General features: G+C 42.2%; 17 protein-coding genes and 1 tRNA gene. 8 read left to right on the top strand and 10 right to left on the bottom strand.

The window, feature by feature from the left end; genetic code table 11:
* Positions 1-49: 49 nt before the first annotated feature.
* Positions 50-520, bottom strand: a complete 471-nt coding sequence (locus tag A2621_03005; protein OFW89837.1) for a hypothetical protein — start codon at positions 518-520, stop codon at positions 50-52.
* A 61-nt stretch (positions 521-581) separates the two neighbouring features.
* Positions 582-1,595: a hypothetical protein gene (locus tag A2621_03000; protein ID OFW90127.1), complete on the bottom strand. Its 1,014-nt coding sequence runs from the start codon at positions 1,593-1,595 to the stop codon at positions 582-584.
* Positions 1,596-1,695: 100 nt separating this feature from the next.
* Here A2621_03000 and A2621_02995 point away from each other — a divergent pair.
* Positions 1,696-1,771: transfer RNA gene (locus A2621_02995), tRNA-Thr, on the top strand.
* An 82-nt stretch (positions 1,772-1,853) separates the two neighbouring features.
* Here A2621_02995 and A2621_02990 read toward each other — a convergent pair.
* The gene (locus A2621_02990; protein ID OFW89836.1) at positions 1,854-2,573 is read right to left on the bottom strand and encodes a hypothetical protein; all 720 of its coding nucleotides are present in this window, start codon (positions 2,571-2,573) and stop codon (positions 1,854-1,856) included.
* A gap of 322 nt (positions 2,574-2,895) precedes the next feature.
* On the opposite strand from A2621_02990, the gene A2621_02985 reads away from it, so the two are divergent.
* The 7 genes from A2621_02985 to A2621_02955 all read left to right on the top strand — a co-directional run bounded on the left by A2621_02985 (position 2,896) and on the right by A2621_02955 (position 8,208).
* The gene (locus tag A2621_02985; protein ID OFW89835.1) at positions 2,896-3,588 is read left to right on the top strand and encodes a hypothetical protein; all 693 of its coding nucleotides are present in this window, start codon (positions 2,896-2,898) and stop codon (positions 3,586-3,588) included.
* Entirely contained in the window at positions 3,567-4,886 is a 1,320-nt protein-coding gene (locus A2621_02980; GenBank protein OFW89834.1) for a hypothetical protein, read from the top strand. The genes A2621_02985 and A2621_02980 overlap by 22 nt, the downstream gene beginning before the upstream one ends.
* A gap of 94 nt (positions 4,887-4,980) precedes the next feature.
* The gene (locus tag A2621_02975) at positions 4,981-5,598 is read left to right on the top strand and encodes a 3'-5' exonuclease (protein ID OFW89833.1); all 618 of its coding nucleotides are present in this window, start codon (positions 4,981-4,983) and stop codon (positions 5,596-5,598) included.
* Positions 5,599-5,609: 11 nt separating this feature from the next.
* Positions 5,610-5,936 carry a 2Fe-2S ferredoxin gene (locus A2621_02970; protein ID OFW89832.1) on the top strand — a complete coding sequence of 109 codons (327 nt, stop codon included), beginning with the start codon at positions 5,610-5,612 and terminating at the stop codon, positions 5,934-5,936.
* A 5-nt stretch (positions 5,937-5,941) separates the two neighbouring features.
* A complete protein-coding gene (locus A2621_02965) occupies positions 5,942-6,136 on the top strand; it encodes a Fe-S assembly protein IscX (protein OFW89831.1) in 195 nt (64 codons plus the stop codon).
* A 96-nt stretch (positions 6,137-6,232) separates the two neighbouring features.
* The gene (locus A2621_02960) at positions 6,233-7,084 is read left to right on the top strand and encodes a hypothetical protein (GenBank protein OFW89830.1); all 852 of its coding nucleotides are present in this window, start codon (positions 6,233-6,235) and stop codon (positions 7,082-7,084) included.
* Positions 7,085-7,140: 56 nt separating this feature from the next.
* Positions 7,141-8,208 (top strand): hypothetical protein, encoded by a 1,068-nt coding sequence (locus A2621_02955; protein ID OFW89829.1) that lies wholly within the window; start codon positions 7,141-7,143, stop codon positions 8,206-8,208.
* Between the two features lie 6 nt (positions 8,209-8,214).
* Here the strand turns inward: A2621_02955 and A2621_02950 are convergent, their stop codons facing one another.
* The 7 genes from A2621_02950 to A2621_02920 form a co-directional block, all read right to left on the bottom strand.
* The gene (locus A2621_02950; GenBank protein OFW89828.1) at positions 8,215-8,700 is read right to left on the bottom strand and encodes a transcription antitermination factor NusB; all 486 of its coding nucleotides are present in this window, start codon (positions 8,698-8,700) and stop codon (positions 8,215-8,217) included.
* 2 nt (positions 8,701-8,702) lie between these two features.
* Positions 8,703-9,143: a transcriptional regulator NrdR gene (locus A2621_02945; protein ID OFW89827.1), complete on the bottom strand. Its 441-nt coding sequence runs from the start codon at positions 9,141-9,143 to the stop codon at positions 8,703-8,705.
* A 9-nt stretch (positions 9,144-9,152) separates the two neighbouring features.
* Positions 9,153-10,478 (bottom strand): serine hydroxymethyltransferase, encoded by a 1,326-nt coding sequence (gene glyA / locus A2621_02940; protein OFW89826.1) that lies wholly within the window; start codon positions 10,476-10,478, stop codon positions 9,153-9,155.
* Between the two features lie 33 nt (positions 10,479-10,511).
* Positions 10,512-10,952 (bottom strand): ribose 5-phosphate isomerase B, encoded by a 441-nt coding sequence (locus A2621_02935; GenBank protein OFW89825.1) that lies wholly within the window; start codon positions 10,950-10,952, stop codon positions 10,512-10,514.
* On the bottom strand, positions 10,949-12,430 hold the full coding sequence (locus tag A2621_02930) for a hypothetical protein (protein ID OFW89824.1): 1,482 nt from the start codon (positions 12,428-12,430) through the stop codon (positions 10,949-10,951). The genes A2621_02935 and A2621_02930 overlap by 4 nt, the downstream gene beginning before the upstream one ends.
* 130 nt (positions 12,431-12,560) lie before the next feature.
* Positions 12,561-14,807: a hypothetical protein gene (locus tag A2621_02925; protein OFW89823.1), complete on the bottom strand. Its 2,247-nt coding sequence runs from the start codon at positions 14,805-14,807 to the stop codon at positions 12,561-12,563.
* Position 14,808: 1 nt separating this feature from the next.
* Entirely contained in the window at positions 14,809-15,903 is a 1,095-nt protein-coding gene (locus A2621_02920; GenBank protein OFW89822.1) for a hypothetical protein, read from the bottom strand.

The following is a 15,903-nucleotide window of genomic DNA, read 5'->3' as shown; positions in this document are numbered from 1 at the left end:
AAGTCTTTTCTGAGAGTCATTGAGTTTGGTGAGTTAAGAGAGATAAACCTTATTTCTTCTTAGCTTTAGAAGGTTTCTTAGAAGATTTTTTAGCTGGCTTTCTTGCTGGCGCTTTTTTACGAGTCGCCTTTTTCGCAGGTTTCTTTGCCGCTGACTTACTGCTGGTTGATCCCGGCATAGGCCCTGCCATTTCAGAAAGAGTTCTCCCCATCTTTTTCAAAATTTCTTGAACTTTTTCTTCTTGCCATTGGGGGCGAATAAAGGGAAGCTTTTCCCTAAACTTATGAGCTCCTTCATAAAGGAAAGGGTTGATAATGTGAAGACGTGACGCTTTTAAAAGCAGCACAATTCCCCAGATAAGGATAATCCAAAGCGGCCAAAAATAACCCCCGCCCATCAACAACCAAACAATCAAGCTGATCGTAATCACAAGGATATAAACAGAAAGTTCGCCGTAGAAATTCTTTAGATAACGCACGTAACCGTGAACGTCTTTTTCGCTTTTTAAATGATGTATCATGTTGCCTCTTCTCCTGACTTTAGTATTATTCTAAAACGTTTCAGGTAAAAAGCAACAAAAATCAACGACTGGTTTGAATCTCAATGAATTGCTTTAGTTCCTGCATCAAAGCCGGAAGAGAAAACCCAAAATCTTTACAGGTTTTTTGAAAATGGGGTGGGAACTCTGCTTGTAAGACGAGAGGTTTCTGGCCCAAGCGCGGCACGATGGTGATGCACGAGTGCAAATGAAGAGTTTGGTAGTCAGAAAAATCTTGTTGATCCCCTCCATATTTTGGATCTCCCAAGATGGGCGTACCAATATGTTCAAGATGGACGCGCAATTGATGTGTCCGACCCGAAACGGGCGATAATCCCAAGACGGCGATCTTAGTGGACAGTCTCTCCAACACTTGGTAATGGGTAATGGCCCGGAGGCCTTCGTCACTCACCCTCATCTTTTCTTTGTTGCCCTTCATGCCCTTTTCCAAGGAGGCGTCGATGGTGCCCGTCCAGGGCATGGGGACACCCGCCGTAATGGCCACATAATATTTTTGAATCTGATGGGTTTTAAAGCTTTTACCCAGATCCCGCGCCGCTTTATCAGTTTTGGCTACCAGCAAGATGCCGCTGGTGTCTCTGTCGATACGGTGTACTAACTTGGGCGTAAACTCTTTCTCTAGCGCCCAACGGGATAACAAGCCATCCACGTGGGTAACGGTCTTCGTGCCGCCCTGAACGGAGAGCCCGACGGGCTTATTGAGGCAAAGAATATCGTCATCTTGGTAAATAATCCACGACTCTAGCTGGGCCTTGGCCTGAGGAGAGAGGGGCAGCAACTTTAAAGATTCCACCGTAACCATGGCTTTTTTCAAGATGTCTGGCGGTGGAATGCGCACGGATTGGCCTGGCTCTAACCGCTCGGCCCCTGTCACCCGCTTGCCATCGAGCCGCACATTGCCCTTGCGACAAAAGCGGGCCCAAGCCGTATAGGGAACGGTTGGAAATTTTGCACGCAACCACTTATCAAGGCGCAAACCCACAGCGTCGTGGGGAACGCGTACAATGTTTTCTTGGCTATTTTTTGGGCTATTCATCCGTGCACCATAGCATGATTGGGGAAAAAAGAAATAAAATCTGTTTCTTTTCAAAAAGCTCTTGGCGGCGCTATGGAAAACCGGTATATAGATTTTGAGTGCCGGATTAGCTCAGTTGGTAGAGCTACTGATTTGTAATCAGAGGGTCGGCGGTTCGAGTCCGTCATCCGGCACCAGATTCTAGTCCATTTTTCTATATCAAGACAGGATTCCATTGGCTGATTCCTTTTAGAATCACGCTAACTTTCAACAACTAAGTCACTCAAGGAAATAAACACCTTCTAGGGTTGTCATCACCCGCGCATAATCCAGATAAAGTTTAAAATTATCTCCAGCTAAGAATAGGTAATATTCTAGCGCCTCCTTATCTTCCTTCAAGTACCATTTTAGAGCTTCCAAGTCCGCTCCTTGCAAAGGTTCTTTGTTTAAGATGGCTTTTTCTATTTTTAAAAAATGCTTACGGGATAAAAGGCAGCCCCCCGCCTCTTCTTCCTCATCATCCTTCCCCCGCATGTCCACACATCCCAACCCTGTGTGATCCTGATATCTATCTCTTAACATGAGGTGAGATTCCCCCACAAAACTTATCTTAAATCCTAATGTTAAAAGTAGATCAAGATGGGGGTCTTCCAAAGAGGTGCATAGGTTTACTTCTTGAAAGATACCAAATGTAGGATGTCTTATTTCTTTATCAGACCACCATCCATAAAATTGGCGCACATAATTTAGGAACGTTTCTAGGGTGTCTATTTTTTCAGGCGCCGCAATCCCTTCTTTAAATTCATACGTAAAGGCAGTACCTCCAAACTTATCTAGAGTCGGGTTTAAATTTAACCATCCGATAAGCTTAAATGTGTCTTTTTGAAAAACTGAATAATGGGTCAAAAATACATACTTTAACTCCGGCTCATTTCCAGATGAGGCATTTTCTGTATGACAGATGATAATCTCCTTTCCCTTTATTGGTTGTTTTTTCATATGAAGTAAGGGCGAAATCACTGTGTGCTCTCCTCTAAAATTTATCTATTAATATTTCCGTGTGATAAACACATTCTAAATACTATTTAATATTGATAATTAATATCGAGAGTACTTATCATACTATGGATATACCGTCTATGTATTTTTAGCATAAATAGTTATATTTCCTGAAAACACCCCGTCGGAAAGGCTGGACAAGGGAGGATCTTTTAAGTAAATAACAAATTATTAGAGCTTTTATAGCTCCCGCTTGTGAGGGGTATCTCAAGAGAGATACGTCTCATTTGCCCTTGCACGCAAAATCCTGTATTTTTAGAAAATGATTAATCACACCTATCACCTTCTTATTGTGGATGATGATGAACGGCTGCGGAAACTACTATCCCAATTTCTGACAGAAAGTGGATTTGAGGTAAGCATGGCAGCATCGGCCATCGAGGCTTACACGCTTATCTCCTTTTTCAAGTTTGATCTGATGGTCCTTGACGTCATGATGCCCACCCAATCGGGCCTAGAGTTTGCACACGTGCTTCGTCAAGAAAACGTTCAGATCCCCCTTTTGTTTTTAACCGCTCTAGGCACAACAGCTGATAAAATTCGAGGACTTGAAAGCGGGGGAGACGACTATCTCCCCAAACCTTTTGAACCTAAAGAGCTCCTCCTCCGCGTCCATGCCATTCTGAGACGGATTCATGACAGCCCCTCAGCAGGGCTTAAAAAAGAGATTCAAATTGGTCCTTTCTATTTTAATCTTGGCAAAGAAACCTTGCGGCGTGGCAATCAATCCATCCCCCTTACCTCAAGTGAAGCCCATTTATTAAAGATCTTTGCGTCTCATATTGGGACGTATCTTTCTCGTGAAATACTCATAGAAATGATGGATTTAGAAGCCAATAGCCGAACCATTGATGTGCAAATCACCCGTCTTCGCAAAAAGATCGAGGACGATCCCAAGCATCCTAATTTTATTCAAACCGTGCGCAATAAGGGATACATTCTGTGGGATCACTAAAGAAAATAACAACCCTTTCGTTTCGAGACTTTTTTCCTAAAAGCCTTTTTAAGCGCGCTTTTCTTATTATTGGCGTGCCTCTTTTCCTGGTCCAAATCGTTTTCACGGTTGTCTTCCTGGATCGATACCTGGATTCCGTAACTAAAAATTTAGCCGGTAATATCGCCAGCACCGCCAAAGTGATTACAGACATCTATCCGCAAAACCCCCTGTTGGCACAGGATATTTCCCACGAAATGGGTGTCTTAGCCACTTTTTACAAAGGTCGTTCCATTCAGGAGATGGTTGCCAGCCCCCTTGAGGCATGGGAAGACCACTTCTTGAAAAATGCGTTGGAAGATGTCTTAGATCAACCCTATGTTCTGACCACCAGCCGCGAGATTCTCAATATCAATATTGAGACGAATGAGGGCGTTATGGTTGTGTCGGTCCTAAGAAAAAAACTGATGAGCCGCACCATCATTCTCGTATTTATCTGGATGTTTGGCGCCGCTCTTATTTTCCTAATCATTGCCTCTCTCTTTATGAAAAACCAGGTACGCCCCATCCAAAGACTGGCGGAAGCTGCCGAAAAATTTGGAAAAGGCATGGACATGGAAGACTTTAAGGTTTCAGGCGCATTAGAAGTGCGTCAAGCTGGACGTGCTTTTAACCTGATGAGGGAACGCATCAAAAGGCAAGTTACCCAAAGAACAGAGATGCTCGCAGGTATTTCTCACGACTTACGAACGCCGCTGACCCGCATGAAATTAGAGCTTGCCCTGATGCCTTCTAACCCCCAACTAGAGGACATCAACCTCGATATCGTAGAGATGGAGAATTTAATTAATGAATACCTTGATTTTGTAAGAGGGCATGGTCAAGAGAAAAAGTCTCTTTGCAACCTACAAGCCTTACTCCAGGAGTGTATTGTAACACTCAAAAATAAACCTCTTCATCTAGAAACACGTTTGACGTCTTTCACCATTTCTTTGCGTCCCCATTCTTTCAAACGAGCCATCAAAAATCTCTTGGAAAACGCTAATAGATACGCATCAAAGGCCATCCTTAAATGCTACAAAAAACAGGGGTACGCCATTATTGTGGTGGAGGATAATGGCGAAGGCATACCCACCAATAAACGACAGGAGGTTTTTAAACCTTTTGTTCGACTTGAAAAATCACGCAATGTGAAAACAGGGGGGATTGGACTAGGCCTCAGTATCTCTCAAGATATCATCCATGCCCATGGCGGCCAAATCAGCCTGGGTAAATCACCCCTAGGCGGACTGCGTGTTACCGTTAAGATTCCTCTTTAAAATCGCAGTTTTCCAAACCTAACCCCTCTTAAAAGCTTGACAAACTGATCAATCAAAGAGATTTTGGTCGAATACATTATGAAAGAAGTGACTCATGAAGATCGTTTTACATCATGGCGATTTAGACAGTTCTGTTAAGTTTGAAAACTCTGTGGCCATTGATACAGAAGCCCTTGGTTTGCAAGTGAAAAGAGACCCCCTCTGTCTAGTCCAATTGTCGGGCGGGGATGGCGTTTGCCATTTGGTTAAATTTGATTTGGGCAAGCCCCACAAAGCACCTCACTTGAAGAAAATTTTGGAAAATAAGAAACTCCTTAAGATTTACCACTATGCCCGCTTTGATGTGGCCATCATAAACCAATACCTGGGCGCCCACTCTGCGCCGAACTACTGCACCAAGATTGCTTCAAAATTAGCCCGCACCTACACCGACCGCCATGGACTCAAGGATTTATGTTCCACCTTGCTCAATGTGGAAATTTCCAAGCAAGAAAGATCTTCCAATTGGGGGGCGGATACTTTAACGGAAGAACAAAAAATGTATGCTGCCACGGATGTTCTTTACCTCCATCAAATCAGAACAATCTTAGATGAGATGTTAGAAAAGAATGGCCGGAAACCCTTGGCTGAGAAATGCTTTGAGTTTATTCCTACCTGTGTTGACCTTGATCTGATGGATTGGGATGTGGGTCATATTTTTGCCTATAAATAGGAGACTGTAGAATGCCCAAAATTACTTTTATTTACCAGGATGGGACGAGAAAAGAAGTCGATGCCCCTATAGGACTGTCGGTCCTGGAAATTGCCCATCAGAATAATGTGGATTTAGAAGGCGCATGCGAAGGCTCCCTCGCTTGTTCAACCTGCCACGTTGTGGTGGAGCCTGATTGGTTTGACGTGTTGCCTGAAGCCTCAGAAGACGAACAAGACATGCTGGATCTTGCCTTTGGCCTTACCCACACGTCTCGCTTGGGATGCCAGATTATCATGACAGAAGAGCTAGATGGCCTGGTGGTAAAATTACCCGCCGCCACCCGCAACATGATGTAATCCCCATGAAGTGGACGGATATTTATGACATCGCCATAGCGCTTGAGGAAAAATATCCCGACGTTGATATTCTGAATATCCGGTTTACTGATTTATGGACATGGGTTCAAAATCTAGAAAACTTCGATGATGACCCCGAACACAGCAGCGAATCCCTTCTGGAAGCCATCCAAATGGCCTGGTTAGACGAAAGAGGGTAAACTCTGAAGACTTTTCCATCCCATCTCTACCAGAAAATCCAATTTCTTTTTGAAAGCAATCCTTCCCTCTATCAAAAATCTTACGCCGCTGTCTCTTTGAAGTACAGAACAAGTTCAGAACAAAAAAAGAACATTCAGTCTGGGGAAGAAGGTGTAGCTTATGCGCTTGCCCGCCTTCCTGCTACGTTTCAAGTCTTGGGTTACACCTTAGAAGAATTAAAAAAAGTAACGGGTATTACCCCCACTTCTTACCTGGATATTGGGTGTGGACCGGGGGCGTCTTATTGGGCGATGAAAGACCTTTATCCCGCTCTCTCTGACATCTCCCTTCTGGAAAATAACAGATTCATGTTCGAGCTCTTGACCATGTTTATAGACAAAGAACCTTCCCTCTCCCTTATCCAAGAAGACGCGGGACGATTTGATCCTCCCAAAGCTTATGACTTGGTGTCTTTTTCTTATTCCTTAGGGGAAATGAAGGATCAAGACGCTCTTCTGGAAAAGTATTGGGACGCTACAAAGTCTGCCCTGATCCTCACCGAACCTGGTACGCCGAACGGGTTTCAGACCATCTTAAATGCCCGTCGTTTTTTGCAAGATCAGGGGGCATTTTTTGCTGCTCCCTGTGGGCATAATGGCCCCTGCCCTCTCTCGGACGCACCTAAAGATTGGTGCCATTTTTCTGTGCGCGTGAAGAGAACCTCTTTACATAAACTCATCAAAAGAGGAAATCTGGGGTATGAGGATGAAAAGTTTTCGTACCTTATTGCTACCAAAAACCCTGCTGCCCCTCTCGGGGAGCGGATCTTGAAAAAACCATTGAAAGGAAAAGGACACATCCGATTTGACCTCTGCACCCCCGACGGTGTCAAAAGAAAAACCATCTCGAAGTCAAATGCACTCCTCTATCCTTCTGCTAAAAACAAGGAGTGGGGTAATGTTTTTTAACAAATATTGTGCGAAACGTTTATTTTAAATAAAATACACTAAACAGGGACGAACCGATGAGAATGATTTTTTTCCTTTGCATTACCCTCTCTTTTTTGTTTTGTAATGCAAGTGCCAGCACGCATTGCAGTGAATGCCCTGATGCGGCATTTATTGCCCTTGGTCAACAATACCGCTCCGTTGGTGCCTTCATTTCTAAAACAGGAATCTGTGGATCAGGCACACTCGTAGACCTGGGGCCACCGTCTCTAAGAGGAAAGGCTGTTCTAACCTGTGCTCATATTTTTGAGACTAGCCCTGAGGAACTCTCCCATATTTCCTTTCAATTAGACGACCACCTTATAACAGGAAAAGCTTTTATTCATCCCAGATATCTAGAAGTAAGCCGAGATAAAAGTCCAGAAACGATAGATTACACTTGTTATGACCTCGGCCTTTTCCTGCTTGATTGTCCTCTGTTGGACATACCTCTTGCCCCCGTTCGTTTTGCCCCTGTTGAGCAGCTTATCAATAAGGTCTATGCCTCAGTAGGATATGGCGACACAGGTCATCTTCTAGGAAATTATTTACTGCGAGATGGGAAAAAACGAGGATCTTATGCCTGGGCTCTCCCGGAAATAAATTTTTCTGCAGAAACAGAATGCACGACCATTATGCTAGAGAGGGATGGTATAACAAAGACATTGAATCAAAGAGTTCGAACTCTGCCCAATCATATACTTTTTCTAACCCCCTTTCAGCCAGATATAACGGTATATAAAACTCCAGCAGGTGTTGCTGGAAATGGGGACAGTGGCGGGCCAGCTTTTGATGAACAGGGAAATTGCATTGGTATTATTTCTGGAGGAAATCAGGCACCAGAATTGGATGAGGATAAGAAACAATATCTTATTGAAGAAACCTATTTTGGACAATATCCCAAACTATCACAAGATTTTGAAAAATCTGCACAAATAAACCCCCAGTTCATCCCTCCTAAAATTATACCTACCCGTGGGTTGGAATCTTATTTTGTACCATCTAACCCTCCCCTTCCTCACTACTTGAAGTGTGATATTATCCTCGCCACCCTCTTTCCTCATAAAGACTGGATTGAAAGTATGATTGGAAAGAGGCAGTCTTAGGGGGTCCTAATTTAAGGGTACATTATATTCTTCACTTGGACGTATAATACTTCCAATCTTATTCAAGATTCCATTCACAAAGCCCACCTCTTTTTTATCAAAAAAAGCATGGGTCACATCTAGATACTCGGAAATGATGATGGGCGTATCCACCTCTGGGAATGTGAGAAACTCTAAGACAGCACATTTGATGATGTTCAAAATGATAGGATCAACGCGGTCAATTTTCCATGTTTCGATGAGGTTGGGCTCGATCAGCTCCAACAATTGTTTATCGCGCACGCAAACCCCACTCACCAAAAGACGCAAAAAGGCCGAATCAGGCTTTATGGCAGAGGATTCCCCCAAGTTTTTCCCCAAAAAATGTTCCTGAAAATTGGTAAGAGCTTCTTCGTCGGAGAGATCCAGCATCTTCTTTGTGTAAAGAACCTGCACAGCGGCGAGGCGTGCCGCGCTTTTCTTCCGATAACCACTTACTTTTTTTTCTTCCATTATTATTCCAATATAAACTTATGAAAATCTTCTATGGTCTTAAAATCTTTATACACAGAAGCAAAGCGAAGATAAGAAACCAAATCTAAATCCTTTAGAGCCTCTAATACCATTTCTCCGATGACCTTGGAAGAGATTTCAGGATCTCCAACCATTTCCAAGCGTCGCACAACCCCATTCACCAATTTTTCAATACGTTCCGCATCAATGGATCGTTTCCGTGTGGCGGTACAAATGGACCGCGCCATTTTTTCACGATCAAAGGGAACACGTTCTCCTTTTTTCTTCACCACCACCAGATCAGAGAGCTGAATACGCTCGTAGGTGGTGAAACGTGATACACACTCCGGACAAAATCGGCGGCGCCTAATGGCCAAATAGTCATCTGACGGACGAGAGTCTTTGACTTGGGTCTCAATACATCCGCAGAAAGGACAGCGCATCAGGATCCCCTAATAAATGGGATGTTGCCGGCAAAGAGAGCGAACTGCTTCTCGTACCCTTTGTTCTTCTTTTTCATTTTGTCCCGTGGTTGCCACATAAGACTCTAAGGTATCAGCAATGAACCCCCCAAGGGAATAACATTCTGACTCTGTAAACCCGCGCGTGGTAATGGCGGCAGCTCCTAATCGAATGCCTGACCCAATTTTAGGGGGAGCCGGGTCAAAGGGGATGCTATTTTTGTTACACGTAATCCCTGCCCGATCTAACGTTGCCTCTGCCTCAACCCCACTAATCTTTTTCGCGCGCAAATCAACCATCATCAAATGACAGACAGTCCCTCCAGACACAATCTGAAAGCCCCTATCTAACAAAGAAGAACAAATGGCTTGGGTATTTTTAATGACTTGAGCCGCGTACTCTTTAAAGCTGGGATCAAGAGCCTCTTTAAAAGCAACCGCTTTCGCTGCAATAATGTGCATCAAAGGCCCCCCTTGCGCACCAGGAAACACGGCAGAATTAATCTTCTTCGCAATATCAGGGTTATTGGTGAGAATAAGCCCTCCTCTTGGCCCTCGCAACGTTTTGTGGGTAGTACTTGTACAAACGTCTGCATAAGGAAGAGGGCTCGGATAAACGCCCGCTGCGATAAGACCTGCATAATGAGCCATATCCACCATGAGATGTGCCCCTACTTTTTGAGCAATCTCCTTGAACCGAGCAAAGTCAATAACCTGAGAATAGGCAGACCCTCCCGCTATAATAAGTTTGGGCTTGTGTTCAACGGCCAGACGCTCCACGTCATCATAGTTAATCAGTCCCGTTTCTCTATCTACACCATATCCAAAAGGTTTGAACCATTTCCCTGAGATGGTAATGGGATGCCCATGGGTCAAATGCCCCCCCGCATCAAGGGACATCCCCAGAAAAGAGTCTCCTGGATTTAGAAGCGCTACGAAAGCAGCCAAATTTGCTTGAGCTCCTGAATGAGGTTGCACATTGGCAAAAGCACAATTAAAAAGCTTTTTTACCCGCTCAATGGCCAACGTCTCTGCAATATCCACATACTGGCATCCCCCATAATAACGGTGTCCAGAATATCCTTCCGCATACTTGTTGGTTAAGAGAGACCCTTGAGCTTCTAAGACGGCCTTGGAAACAATATTTTCAGACGCAATGAGTTCTATGTGGTCACGCTGACGCTGTAATTCACCTTGAATAGACTGGCTGATCTCAGCATCGATGTCAGACAGGGATTTCGTAAAAAAATCACTGGAAGAATGAGGCTCAATCGTGGGAAACTCTGCTTCAGAAAGAAAATTGGATAAGCTTTTCATGGAACAGTCTCCCTTTCATAGATTGTTATAAGATTAAAGATTACTCTCTATTTTATCCACACGTCGTTGGTGTCGCCCCCCCTCAAATGAAGAAGAGAGAAACACATCCACACAAGCCTTGGCGGATGGATAACTAACGAGTCGAGCCCCCAGCACAAGAATATTCGCATCGTCATGCTCTCGTGACAGTTTCGCCACAGTTGGGTTCCAGCAAAGAGCCGCCCGAATACCAGGGTATCTGTTTGCCACAATGCTCATCCCTATCCCTGATCCACAAATAAGAATCCCCATCGCCTTCTCAGCCAAAACACGTGTACAAACAAGGCGTGCAAAATCAGGGTAATCCACACTCTTGTCTTCTTCATAAGAGCCTAAATCAATAACAAAATACCCCTTTGTCTCAAGATATTTTTTCAATTTTTTTTTAAAAAGAACACCGGCGTGATCCGCGCCCATGAAGATTTTTCTCATCATGTTTTTTCTACCCCAAAGTCGGAGGTAGTGCTGCCATAAGCTATTTTTAAAAATTCTTTGTTGAGCAAATTAATGGAAATCACCCAGATGAAAAACACAGCCAGAACAAAACCTAACAGATAGGGCGCGATGGCAAGCTGGGTGGCTAACGCCGGGATGGATAACAAAAAAGACTGTACGACGGATCCACCAACTTTTCCAACACGGCCACTCAAGATATCCACAGCGGCTTTTCCTTTTACTTTCAGCTCTGCATCCAGAGGAATGAATGCCATTTCTCTGGTGGCCGCAAAAAAACTATATTTGCAACTGCGGCTTGATAAGTTATGAATCTGACCTACCCAAACGGCGAATACGAGGGGAGTCATACTTAGGATCTGTGCAACGGTTGCCAAAGACTCTTGCCATAAAGTCACTATAAAAAACAGAATGGCGGTGACCACCATAACAATGGGGGTAATCAGCGCACTACAACGCCAACTAAATCTGCGCACAAATCCCGCTCCGAAAAAGCCAATAAAGAAAATTAAGAATCCCATATAAATTGTTATTTTTGAAAAATAATATTCAATGGCTAGGGGATTTTGATACAGTTCCTTAACTTGGCTTTTCCAAGTAATCTCAACAAAGTTAATGGAGATATTATACCCAATTGAAATCAAAGCAATATATCCCATATACCGAGAGTGCAGTATGTACTTAAAGCTCTCCACAAAAGATAGTTTTATTTTGTTCTTTTGGTTTTTAGATCCCGAGAATTTATATAGTTCATCAGGTCTAACGGCTGTTTTATGAATCCAATAATAAATGATTAAGATTAATACACAACTGATACTAAATACTAAAAGCAAATTATGTAATTTTGATCCATAGGCATCCGCCACATAGACATCTAGCTTTGACTCATAATGGGTAATAAAAAATCCTGAGAGAATGGTACCAATACCATTAAACATCCCCAGCAACATGTAAAAACGACGAGACTGTTCAACGGTTGTAATTTGGTTTGCAAACTGCCAGAATAGCATGCTTAATACAAAGGAACCCCACAATTCAGACATAATGTAAAAAAGGCTGTAAGGCCAATAACAAATGACAGGGAACATCCACTTAAACCAAGGATATTGGAGTTTCAATTCCACAAGTCGATCTGATGAAAATAATTGAAAGGCTTCTTTATTGGGGTAGATCGTGTAATTAAAAAACAAAAAGAAACAAAGAAACGTTCCCACACCAACAAAGAAAATCGTCTTTTGTTGTAGTTTGTTTGCTCCCCAAGTAAACACCATGACAAGAAAAATAGAAACAACAAAGATGGGGATTTTTAAAAAATTGATAACCTCTGCCCCCGAATGCTCAGCAGAAATGACGAGAGTATCTTTCGAAATATGGAGAAGCCAAAAATTAAAGCTGATGAGGATCATCATCAGGCCTAACGGAATAACTTTCTTAAACTCATTTTGATATACAGGAAACATCCAGGATCTCAAGGTTGAGAAACCATCCCTAGGAGCATTCATATCCATTATAAGATCCTAATTCGTTCCAGATACTTAAGTATTAACACGGCCAACAGTTTTAAACAATAAAAACAAATAGAAAACATCATTAAGATTGAGTGGCTATAGCTGAAGAAGAAGAAAGACCTCCTTTATCCAAGGCCATTGATCCAGTAGAGTACTCGCCAAGATTCTTCAATCCAATTGTCAGCATAACAGTTTTTGAAGGCACAACATCTCGGTCTTGGTAAAAGGTGCGGAAGAAATCAAACCGAACTTTAAAACAGTCATCTTGATAAATGAACCCAGCCCCATGCTGGAGTTCTCCTTTTTGATATGCAAATTCTCGAGCCTCACTTACAAATACAGTCCAGTTTTTATGAACCTGAGAAGAGATGCTATTGCTTATCTGTTCTCTCCGAACATACTGAGTGCCAACCAAGGTCCGATAGATTTGTGTATATCCTATCCCCACTCTAAAGAGGGGGGGGCCTGCTGTAAGACTAACCGTGTTCTTTTTAGGGTCTAGTTTTTTCTTGCCTAACCTGAAGTACCAAGCAAGGCGATAATTATCGAGAGGAGACCAAACAACTCGGCCCACATAATCGGAAAACCCTTTTCCCACCCCACAAAAAGGATCAAATTGATTTTCTTTAGAAAAACTATAACTTTGCCCGGCAAAGAATTGCAGAAGAGTCTTTGATTTGGAATATAAATTAACATGGGCTCCATAATTCAATCTCTGCCCGTCATCAATAAGATCAAATCCCGCAAACCTTTGTGGTTGCATCAAGTGCACGGCTTCAAATTCAAAGTTCTGACTGTCCTCATTGGGGTACTTTGAATTATTCAATCCACTCGGCAGTGTAACAACGCCAACAACAGGCTCTACAATAAGTTTTTTACTTCTACCAAATTGATTAATTAGGGGGTATTTCAAGGTAAGAGCCGCACCAGGAATAAGCCGTCCCATGCCTTGATTTACGTTGGACTGGGTTCCTGGTATTTGATATTTCCGGACATCATAATAGTCTCCCCTTAAGAAAACTTTCAGTTCCTGAACAACACCTGTTGAAAAAATATGGGGTAGCGTAAATGTGCCTGCTGTGGAGATACGCTCAACACGTTCTCCTAGCTCTCTATCTATATAAGCTTGATTTAAGTCCATAGACCAGAACTCTCCCCATTGTCCGGGAGGCGTCACATAAGACCCAATAAGAACAGGTGCCACAAAGGGGATGGTCTTATTACTCACATCTGCCCTTAGATTTTGAAAATCCAATCCTTCCGCAGACATATAATTTTTTCCGTAGAATCCCTCTACATTTAAAGAACTAGTTAAATAGTTTTTATTTATATAGGATTCATCCGCTACAAAATAATACTTTTTAAAGTAAGTGGGGCTTGTTGTCCGTTCAATTTTTGCCCGCGCTCGCCAATTAGAGTCAAGGTCAAACAAGCCGGACCCTATTAAATGACCATGCATCCTTTCCTTGTTCTTTGTTTCGTCATTCTCAGGCCCCGTTATGTTTGATGTGTGAATCATACTACCCGACAGGGAAACCGATCCTTTTTTAAATAATCGATTATATGAACCTGACAACATGGGATTTTCTTTGGTCATGATAATGGGACGGATGATCACTGCTTCACTTGGATTAGGACTAAAGTAGTAGGGAATCCCCGCTATCATACCTAAGGAAGTACTGTTCCCAAAAAAAGGCATTAAAAGACCATCTTTTCGTGTAACTGAAGGATCAGGATGATTTAGATAAGGAAAATAGAAAACAGGAACTCCCTTGATATCCAAAAAGACATTCCGATAATAAACCATTTTTTCCGCATCATCTTTTTTTATTTGGGAAGCTCGTAGTTGCCAGATCGGCGGCTTGCAAGGTTTTGTTTTGCACATTTCACACGGAGAATAAACACCTCTTCTGAACGTAGAGAGATCTCCTTCTTTAGTAACAATCTCTGCGGCAAACCTTTCTTCATCTTTGGTTAAAACGTAAACCTTTTCCACAAAGCCGTTTTTTAAATCTTCCGTAATCTCCATATAGTTCCCGGTAGTAATCCCTCCCTTCTTATCATAGAACCTTACGTGACTAGAGGCGGAGACTAAATTGAGTTTTTCATTATATGTAACCGTGTCTGCCTCAATAATTTCAATTCCATCTGAAATCTTTACGTTCCCTCTGGCAATCACAATACCAAGATCTTTATCATGGGAAATCTGGTCAGCCCTCAACAAAAAGTCTGTTTTTTTTTGTGATATCTTCGGAGGCATAGAACTAGAAACCGATGTATATCCTACGACCATCATCACTAAAAAATAAACAAAATAGAAATGATTCAATTTAACCTTCTTCTAAATGAACGAGAAATATTAACCCAACCAAAATACTAATAAAAGTTGGTGTTAGAGCGGCAAAGAACAAGGGAATTTTTAAGGATTCTCCCAAAGCGTAAAAAACTTGATGTAAAAAATGCAGAAAGAATCCAGCAAAAATGCCAGACAAAATAAAAACAAAAGCATCTTGTCGTCTCAGCGACGCAAAGGCACACACGCCCCCGATCAATACCATCGCAAGAAGTATAAAAGGCTTCATCAATAAGTTAAAAAAATACAGAGTGTGTTCGGTGGAAGACAGGCCTGTTTTTTCAATCAAGTTTATAAACTTAGGAAGTTTCCAAAAGGAAATAGAAATAGGGGCTTGAAAAGTTTGTTGGATCTTCTGAAGAGTGAATTTGATATCCAAAGCAACGTTCTCTACGGGTACTTGAATTTCATTTGACTCCGTAAGCCGCGGATGCTCTAAAATCCATTGATTCGATTGCACATCAACTTTTTCTACATCATATCTTTTAATGAATTGGCCGTCGGGAGCAAAGTCATAAAGAGTTGAAACCCCAAAAGTTTTTTGATCCAGCAAAGCCCCCAAATGAATGATTGTATAATCACCATTAAGTTTTGGATGTTTCAACCATAAACCGCTTTTAGAAACCGCGGACAAATCTGTTGTTTTTCGAAAAACTTGATTCTGATAAACGATACTTTCTTCCTTCATAGAGGATGACAAAGAATTTAGGAGAGAGAAATAAACAATGGAATAGAGCCCAACCCCCATAATCATGGGGGTAACCAAGGACCAAATAGAATAACCCAAAGATCTTATGACTGTAATCTCAGATCTCTTCTGAAGAATCCATAAAAAAATCATGGTGGAAAATAATACAACCAAAGGGGTAAGCTGATCCAAAATGCTTGGTAACTGTAAAAAAGAGATTTTAACAATTTGGCCAAATTTTATATAATCGTTGCCATGAGCGCGTCGTTTTAATTCCACCACATTAAATAAAAACGATACAAAAGCCAAAACAGATAAAACAACCCCATTCCATACAAAGAATGATTTCCATATGTATCTTGATAAAGTAAGGAAATATCTCAC

This window comes from Alphaproteobacteria bacterium RIFCSPHIGHO2_01_FULL_41_14 (assembly GCA_001767855.1).
In the GTDB taxonomy this organism is placed as follows: Bacteria; Pseudomonadota; Alphaproteobacteria; order UBA7879; family UBA5542; genus 2-01-FULL-41-14.
The sequence above is the reverse complement of the archived record's forward strand: the minus strand, read 5'-3'. Positions and strand labels throughout refer to the sequence as shown.